General features: G+C 69.9%; 8 protein-coding genes and 1 pseudogene. 2 read left to right on the top strand and 7 right to left on the bottom strand.

The window, feature by feature from the left end:
- The 3 genes and pseudogenes from LI92_RS18515 to yajC all read right to left on the bottom strand — a co-directional run.
- Positions 1-318: pseudogene (locus LI92_RS18515) on the bottom strand (protein translocase subunit SecF); the annotation flags it as partial.
- A 4-nt stretch (positions 319-322) separates the two neighbouring features.
- A complete protein-coding gene (gene secD, locus LI92_RS18520; protein ID WP_046321529.1) occupies positions 323-2,407 on the bottom strand; it encodes a protein translocase subunit SecD in 2,085 nt (694 codons plus the stop codon).
- 232 nt (positions 2,408-2,639) lie between these two features.
- Positions 2,640-2,948: a preprotein translocase subunit YajC gene (gene yajC / locus LI92_RS18525; protein ID WP_046321531.1), complete on the bottom strand. Its 309-nt coding sequence runs from the start codon at positions 2,946-2,948 to the stop codon at positions 2,640-2,642.
- A 174-nt stretch (positions 2,949-3,122) separates the two neighbouring features.
- Between yajC and LI92_RS22565 the strand changes: the two genes are divergently transcribed.
- Together LI92_RS22565 and gabT are read left to right on the top strand one after the other, a co-directional pair.
- Positions 3,123-3,443 carry a hypothetical protein gene (locus tag LI92_RS22565; RefSeq protein ID WP_082109803.1) on the top strand — a complete coding sequence of 107 codons (321 nt, stop codon included), beginning with the start codon at positions 3,123-3,125 and terminating at the stop codon, positions 3,441-3,443.
- Positions 3,444-3,477: 34 nt separating this feature from the next.
- Positions 3,478-4,821: a 4-aminobutyrate--2-oxoglutarate transaminase gene (gabT, locus tag LI92_RS18535; RefSeq protein ID WP_046321535.1), complete on the top strand. Its 1,344-nt coding sequence runs from the start codon at positions 3,478-3,480 to the stop codon at positions 4,819-4,821.
- Positions 4,822-4,830: 9 nt separating this feature from the next.
- On the opposite strand, the gene ruvB is transcribed toward gabT, so the two are convergent.
- The 4 genes from ruvB to LI92_RS21955 form a co-directional block, all read right to left on the bottom strand.
- Positions 4,831-5,880, bottom strand: a complete 1,050-nt coding sequence (ruvB, locus tag LI92_RS18540; RefSeq protein WP_046321538.1) for a Holliday junction branch migration DNA helicase RuvB — start codon at positions 5,878-5,880, stop codon at positions 4,831-4,833.
- A complete protein-coding gene (ruvA, locus tag LI92_RS18545; RefSeq protein ID WP_046321541.1) occupies positions 5,877-6,467 on the bottom strand; it encodes a Holliday junction branch migration protein RuvA in 591 nt (196 codons plus the stop codon). The genes ruvB and ruvA overlap by 4 nt, the downstream gene beginning before the upstream one ends.
- Positions 6,464-7,021, bottom strand: a complete 558-nt coding sequence (gene ruvC, locus LI92_RS18550; protein ID WP_046321543.1) for a crossover junction endodeoxyribonuclease RuvC — start codon at positions 7,019-7,021, stop codon at positions 6,464-6,466. Before ruvC ends, ruvA begins: the two co-directional genes overlap by 4 nt.
- Before the next feature lie 124 nt (positions 7,022-7,145).
- On the bottom strand, positions 7,146-7,365 hold a 220-nt coding region (locus LI92_RS21955), incomplete at its 5' end, for a YebC/PmpR family DNA-binding transcriptional regulator (RefSeq protein ID WP_192830089.1).

Raw genomic sequence — 7,365 nt, forward strand, 5'->3', positions numbered from 1 at the left:
ATGTGTATAAGAGACAGGCGTGACCGAGGTGTCGCCGCGGGGGAACGAGACCTTCGTGCCACCGGCGAAGTCGATACCGAAGGTGAAGCCGCGGACCAGGATGCTGACGATGGCGATGGCCACCATGGCACCGCTGATCGCGTACCACATCTTTCGGCGGCCGATGACCTCGAACGCGCCGGTACCGGTGTAGAGCCGGGACAGGAAGCTGTGCTCGGGCGCCTTGGGCGCTACCGCGGTGCGCTTCTTGGCGGGTTGGGCCGCGGCCGCGTCCTTCTTTGCGGGCTTCGCGGCGCTCTTGGTGCTCGGTTTGGCCATCTGGCTATCCCTGTCCCGTCGACTGGGCGGTTACCCGCGTGCGCGCTTTGGCTCCGGACTTGCCGCTCGTTGCGCCTCCCGATTTCGCCACCGCCCGCCGCTCACGTGCCACCTGCTGGACCGCCCCGAGGCCGTTGTAGGACGGCTTGGCCAGCGTCGGCGACTTGGAAGCCAGGTAGACCAGCGGCCAGGTCACCAGGAACACCACCAACAGGTCGATGATCGTGGTCAGCCCCAGCGTGAAGGCGAAGCCCTTCACCTGGCCGACCGCCAGGAAATAGAGCACCGCCGCGGCCAGGAAGGTGACCGCGTTGCCCGACACGATGGTCTTCCGGGCTCGCGTCCACCCGCGTGGTACGGCCGACCGGAACGAGCGACCCTCACGGATCTCGTCCTTGATGCGTTCGAAGAACACCACGAACGAGTCCGCGGTGGTGCCGATACCGATGATCAGACCGGCGATACCGGCCAGGTCAAGCGTGTAGTTGATATAGCGGCCCAGTAGCACCAGGATCGCGTACACCATGGCTCCGGCCACCACCAGCGACAGCGCGGTCAGCACGCCGAGCACTCGGTAGTAGAGCAACGAGTAGACCAGCACGAGTGCCAGACCGATCGCGCCGGCGATCAGGCCCGCCCGCAGCGAGGTCATGCCCAGTGTGGCCGAGACGGTTTCGGCTTCCGAGGACTCGAACGACAGCGGCAGCGATCCGTACTTCAACACGTTGGCCAGCTGACGCGCGCCGTCCGGCGTGAAGCCCGGCGAGCCGCCGGTGATCTGGGTCCGGCCGCCGGGGATGGCTTCCTGGATCTGCGGTGCGCTGACCACCTGGGAGTCCAGCGTGAACGCGGTCTGCGTGCCGATGTGGGTGGCGGTGTAGTCGGCCCACACGTCGGCAGCGCCGGTCTTGAACTGCAGCTGCACGATGTTGGAGCCGCTGCGCTGGTCCATACCCGAACTGGCGTCCGCGATCTGGTCGCCACTGATGATCGACGGCGCGAGCAGGTAGGCGGTCTGGTGGTCCTGCGAGCAGGTGACCAGCGGCAGGGTCGGGTCGTCGTTGCCCGCGAGGATGTCCTCTTTGTCGCAGCGTCCCGCCTGGATCTGCAGGGCCAGCGCCTGCACTACCTTGTTGTCGCTTTGCCGCAGCCGCTTCTCGGCGGCGATCCGAGCCGCCAGACCCTGGGCCTCGTCGCCCTGACCGGACAGCCCAGGCAGGCCGGGCAGGCCGGGAAGACCGGGCAGGCCGGGGAAGGCAGGATTCGGTGCGCCGGGGGCCGGTGCGTTGGGCAACGATCCCGGTGCGCCCGGTTGCGGGGTGGTCGCCGAGGTGCCGGGAGTGGGTTCGTCGGAGTCGGTACCACCCGGGGTGGGCGTCGGCTCCTGCGGGAAGGGCCGCGGCTGGGCGGCCGGGGCGGAAGGCTGCTGCGGAGCGGCAGCGCCGCCCCCACCGAAGAGACCTTGTCCACCCGCGCCGCCGAACAGGCCCTGTCCGCCTGGACCGCCGAACAGGCCTTGCCCGCCCGCGCCAGGGCCGCCGGGCAGGGTCTGACCACCCGTGGCCGGCGAGCCGGGCTGGCCGGACGGCAGCCCGGGCAGGCCGGGAAGCTGCCCGGCGCCGCCGCCGGCACCGGGAGGCAGGCCGGGTATTCCGGGCACGCCACCGCCGAGACCGGGCATCCGGCCTGCGGCCTGGGCCGCCTCCTGTACCGAGACCCCGTTGATCACCGGACGGATATAGAGCCTGGCCGTCTGGCCCAGGGTGCGGGCCTCGTTGCCGTCGCTGCCCGGCACCGTGATGACCAGGTTGCTGCCGTCGATGATGACCTCGGAACCCGAGACCCCCAGCCCGTTGACCCGGGCACTGATGATCTGTTGCGCCTGGTTAAGCGCTTCCCGGGTCGGCGCGGAGCCGTCCGGGGTACGTGCGGTCAGCGTCACCCGGGTGCCGCCCTGCAGGTCGATACCCAGCTTGGGCTCGGCGAGCTTGTTTCCGGTCAGGAAAACCAGCAGGTAGACGCCGATGAGCATTGCCAGGAACACCGCCAGGTTGCGGGCAGGGTGCACCGGAGCCGAAGGCGATGCCACGTTGTTTCAGTCTCCTTCGCTCTTTGCGCACTGCGCGCTGGTGATCCTCGGGGCCGGCCCGTGCCCGGGCGGCCCGCAGCGATCAGTACCACTGCACCCGCAAAAGGGTACGTGCCCGGCTGGCCGACGCAATCGTTGGGCGGGCGTTGGGCGCGTCGGGTGCGTGTCCGGCAGTCCGGACGGCGTCAACCCGCCGGGAATGCCTGAGCCCCGGTCCGCGGCCGGTGCGCCGTCAGGCGCCTTCGACGGCCTGCTCGACCGGCGCGTCGGCAGTGAGCTCTTCCGGCTCGATCTTGTCCCGCACGGCCAGCTTCATCCAGGTGGTCACCACTCCCGGCGCGATCTCCAGGTCGACATAGTCCTCGGTGATGCCGGTGATGGTGGCCTGCAGACCGGAGGTCGTGTGCACCCGGTCGCCGACCCGCAGCGACTCGTGCAGGTCGATGGTGGCCTGCATAGCGCGCTTCTGCCGCCGCGAGGCAAAGAACATGAACGCGCCCATGACAAGGAGCAGCGGCAGGAAGGCAACCATGTTTTCCATAACGACAACCGATCTTTCGACTTGTTCGAATGACTCTTCGGCACCGGCCACCCGAGGTGTGGCGGGCCCATGCGATGCCACCAGTGTGCCACTGTCTCCGGCGACCGCGCGTCGGCACCGTCGCCCACCGCTTAGGCTGTCGGTGAACGGGGGCAGTCGAGGGAAGGTTGGCCGATGAGGAACTTCGCGTGTGGGCTGGCGACCGCCGTCGCCCTGGCAGCGGCTCCCCTGGCGCTGGGCGCACTTGCCATGCCCGCCGTGGGCTCCGCGGAGCCGCTGAACTGCCCGGCCGGCCAGTACTGGGAGCCGAGCACCAACACCTGCATGCCCCTGGGCCAGGGGCCGACACCGCTGGGCTGCCCGGGCGGCCAGTACTGGGAGCCGAGCACCAACACCTGCATGCCGGTGGGTCAAGGGCCGACACCGCTGGACTGCCCGCCCGGCCAATGGTGGAACCCCTTCGGCAACGCCTGCCGGCCACTCGGCCAGCTCTGATCCGCGGCCGGGATCGCCGAGCAGGCCCTCCACGATGACCGTGCCGCCGCTGCAGAGCCGCCACCTGGCCACCGAGATCCCCGGTCCCGGCTCGGTGCAGCTGGCGCGTCGCCGCGCGGCGGCCGTTGCCCGCGGGGTGAGCAGCCCCCTGCCGGTCTACGTGGCCCGGGCCGGCGGCGGGGTGGTGGAGGATGTCGACGGCAACCGCCTGATCGATCTGGGTTCGGGTATAGCGGTGACCACAGTGGGCAACGCCGCCCCCCGGGTAGTGGACGCGGTGCGGCGTCAGGTCGCCGAGTTCACCCACACCTGCTTCATGGTGGCACCCTATGAGGGGTATGTGGCCGTCGCGGAAGCCTTGAACCGGTTGACCCCAGGTCAGTTCGAGAAGCGGTCGGTGCTGCTCAACTCCGGTGCCGAAGCTGTGGAGAACGCCGTCAAGATCGCCCGGTCCTACACCCGCAGACCGGCGGTGGCGGCGTTTGAGCACGGTTATCACGGCCGCACCAACCTGACGATGGCGCTCACCGCCAAGGCGATGCCGTACAAGAGCGGGTTCGGCCCGTTCGCGCCCGAGGTCTATCGCGCACCGGGGTCTTATCCCTACCGGGACAGCCTGATCGACCCAGAGCTGGCCGGCGACGGCCGACGGGCCGCCGAGCGCACCATCGGCCTTCTGGAGAACCAGGTCGGCGCCGGCAATCTGGCCGCGGTCGTGATCGAACCCATCCAGGGTGAGGGCGGGTTCATCGTCCCGGCACCCGGATTTCTGCCCGCGCTGCTGGCGTGGTGCCGCGACAACGGGGTGGTGTTCATCGCCGACGAGGTGCAGACCGGCTTCGCCCGCACCGGGGCGATGTTCGCCTGTGCGCACGAGGGGATGGCACCCGATCTGATCTGCACCGCCAAGGGCATCGGCGGGGGGATGCCGTTGGGCGCGGTCACCGGGCGAGCCGACATCATGGACGCTCCGCACGTCAGCGGGCTGGGCGGCACGTTCGGCGGCAATCCGGTGGCCTGCGCCGCAGCGCTGGGAGCGCTGGCCGCCGTCGAGGACGAGGACCTGGTGGGACGCGCCGGGCAGCTGGAACGACTGATGTTCCAGCGGCTGAAGAGCTTGCAGGCCGACGACGATCGGATCGGCGATGTCCGTGGGCGCGGCGCCATGATCGCGATCGAGTTGGTGCGGCCCGGCACGAGCGAACCGGATGCCGAGCTGACCAAGGCACTGGCCGCGGCGTGTCATCGCGCCGGGGTGATCGTGCTGACGTGCGGCACCTTCGGCAACGTGGTGCGGCTGCTGCCGCCGCTGACCATCAGCGACGAACTGCTGTCCGAGGGCCTGGAGGTCCTGGCCGGCGAACTCGGCCGGCTCTGACCGGCTGCCCTACTCGAACAAGCCCTGCTGCCCCAGACCGCCGGCACCGGCCGGCGGCACCATGCCCAGATGTGTCCAGGCCGCCGGTGTCGCGACGCGGCCCCGCGGGGTGCGTGCCACCATCCCGGCGCGCACCAGGAAGGGCTCACAGACCTCTTCGACGGTGGTGGCTTCCTCCCCCACCGCAACGGCCAGCGTGGAGACCCCGACCGGGCCTCCGCCGAAGCTTTTGGTCAGCGCCGACAGCACGGCGCGGTCCAGCCGGTCCAGGCCCAGCTCGTCGACGTCGTAGACCGCCAGGGCAGCTTTGGCCACGTCGCGGGTGATCACACCGTCGGCCCGCACCTCGGCATAGTCACGCACCCGTCGCAGCAATCGGTTGGCGATGCGCGGCGTCCCCCGCGACCGGCGCGCCACCTCCGCGGCCGCCTCGGGGCCCAGCTCGATCCCGAGGATCTTCGCCGAGCGCGCCAGCACCCGCTGCAGCTCGGCCGGTTCGTAGAAATCCATGTGCGCGGTGAAACCGAACCGGTCGCGCAACGGGCCGGTGAGCGCGCCGGAGCGGGTGGTGGCACCGACCAGGGTGAACGGCGCCACCTCCAGGGGAATCGAGGTGGCGCCGGGGCCTTTCCCGACCACGACGTCGACGCGGAAATCCTCCATCGCCAGGTAGAGCATCTCCTCGGCGGGCCGCGCGATGCGGTGGATCTCGTCGATGAACAGCACGTCGTGCTCGACCAGGTTCGACAGCATCGCGGCCAGGTCGCCGGCACGTTCCAGCGCCGGCCCGGAGGTCAGCCGCAACGAACTGCCCAGCTCGCTGGCGATGATCATGGCCAGCGATGTCTTGCCCAGGCCGGGCGGTCCGGACAGCAGGATGTGGTCCGGTGTGCCGCCACGGTTTTTGGCGCCCTCGATCACCAGCTGCAACTGCTCGCGGACGCGGGGCTGGCCGATGAACTCGGCCAGGCTGCGTGGGCGCAGACCGGCGTCGATGTCGCCCTCGCCGACGGTCAGCGCCGGGGACACCTCGCGGTCTTCCTCGCCGGACTGGCTCACTTGGTCTTCCCCAGCCGGCTCAGCGCGGTCCGCAACACCTCAGAGGTGCTCGCGTCGGGATTGTCGGCCAGGACCTTGTCGGTGGTCTCCTCGGCCTGCTTTGCGGCGAAGCCGAGCCCGATGAGGGCTTCGATCACCGGTGCGCGCACCGCGTGACCGCTGACGACGGCGCCGCCGGAGGCGGCCACCGGGCCGATCTTGTCGCGCAGTTCCAGCACCAGGCGCTCCGCTCCGCGCTTACCGATGCCGGGCACCCGGGTCAGCGCGGCGACGTCCCCGTCCGCGAGCGCCCGGCGCAGGGCGGCCGCGTCGTAGACCGCCAGGGTCGCCAAGGCGATTTTGGGCCCGATACCGGAGACCCCGATCAGCGTGAGAAACAGATCGCGGGCCTCGGCGTCGGGGAAACCGTAGAGCGTCATGGAGTCTTCCCGAACGATCATCGCGGTGATCAGCCGGGATTCACCGCCGCGGCGCAGCGTCGACAGGGTCGCCGGGGTTGCCATCAGCTTGTAACCCACGCCGGCGGCCTCGACCACCGCATGATCGAGCGCGATGTCGATGACCTCGCCGCGCACCGACGCGATCATGCGCGGGCCGCCTTGAGCTTGGCGGTGTAGTTGCGGCGCTGCTCGGCGGCCAGCGCCTCGGCCGCAGCCATCCGGGCGATCATCGGGGCCCGCCAGCAGTGGCAGATCGCCAGCGCCAGCGCGTCGGCGGCGTCAGCGGGTGTCGGCTTCTGCTGCAGGCCGAGAATCCGGGTGATCATTGCAGTGACCTGCGCTTTGTCGGCCGAGCCGCTGCCGGTCACCGCCGCCTTGACCTCGCTGGGGGTGTGAAAGTGCACGGGGATGCCGCGGCGCGCGGCCTGTAGCGCGATCACCCCGCCGGCCTGCGCGGTGCCCATCACGGTGGAGACGTTCTGCTGGGAGAACACCCGCTCGACCGCGAGGACATCCGGCCGGTGGGTGTCGAGCCAGTGTTCGGCGGTGTCACTGATGGTCAGCAGCCGCTGCGGCAGCGCCTGATCGGCCGGAGTGCGCACCACATCGACATCCAAGGCGATGACCTGACGGCCCGTCCCGCCCTCGACCACCGACAGCCCACACCGTGTGAGCCCGGGGTCGACGCCCATCACCCGCATCCGAGTCCTCTCCCGCTCCGAACAATTGTTCGACAGCTTAGTGGGGATGGGCGCACAGGGCGGATGCGACACGCGGCGGCCCGTCACCCCGGCCCGAGGTCACTCGTGGCGGCGCGGCCGGGTTCTATTCGGCTTCGAGGGCGGCCAGCACCTCATCGGACACATCGACATTGGTCCACACGTTCTGCACGTCGTCACTGTCCTCCAGCGCCTCGACCAGCTTGAACACCTTACGAGCACCCTCGACATCGACAACCACACTCACCGACGGCACAAAACTGGCCTCCGCCGACTCATAATCGATCCCCGCCTCCACCAACGCCGAACGCACCGCCACCAGATCC

The sequence above is a fragment of the Mycobacterium sp. UM_Kg1 genome, from assembly GCF_000972925.1.
Taxonomy (GTDB): domain Bacteria; phylum Actinomycetota; class Actinomycetes; order Mycobacteriales; family Mycobacteriaceae; genus Mycobacterium; species Mycobacterium hiberniae.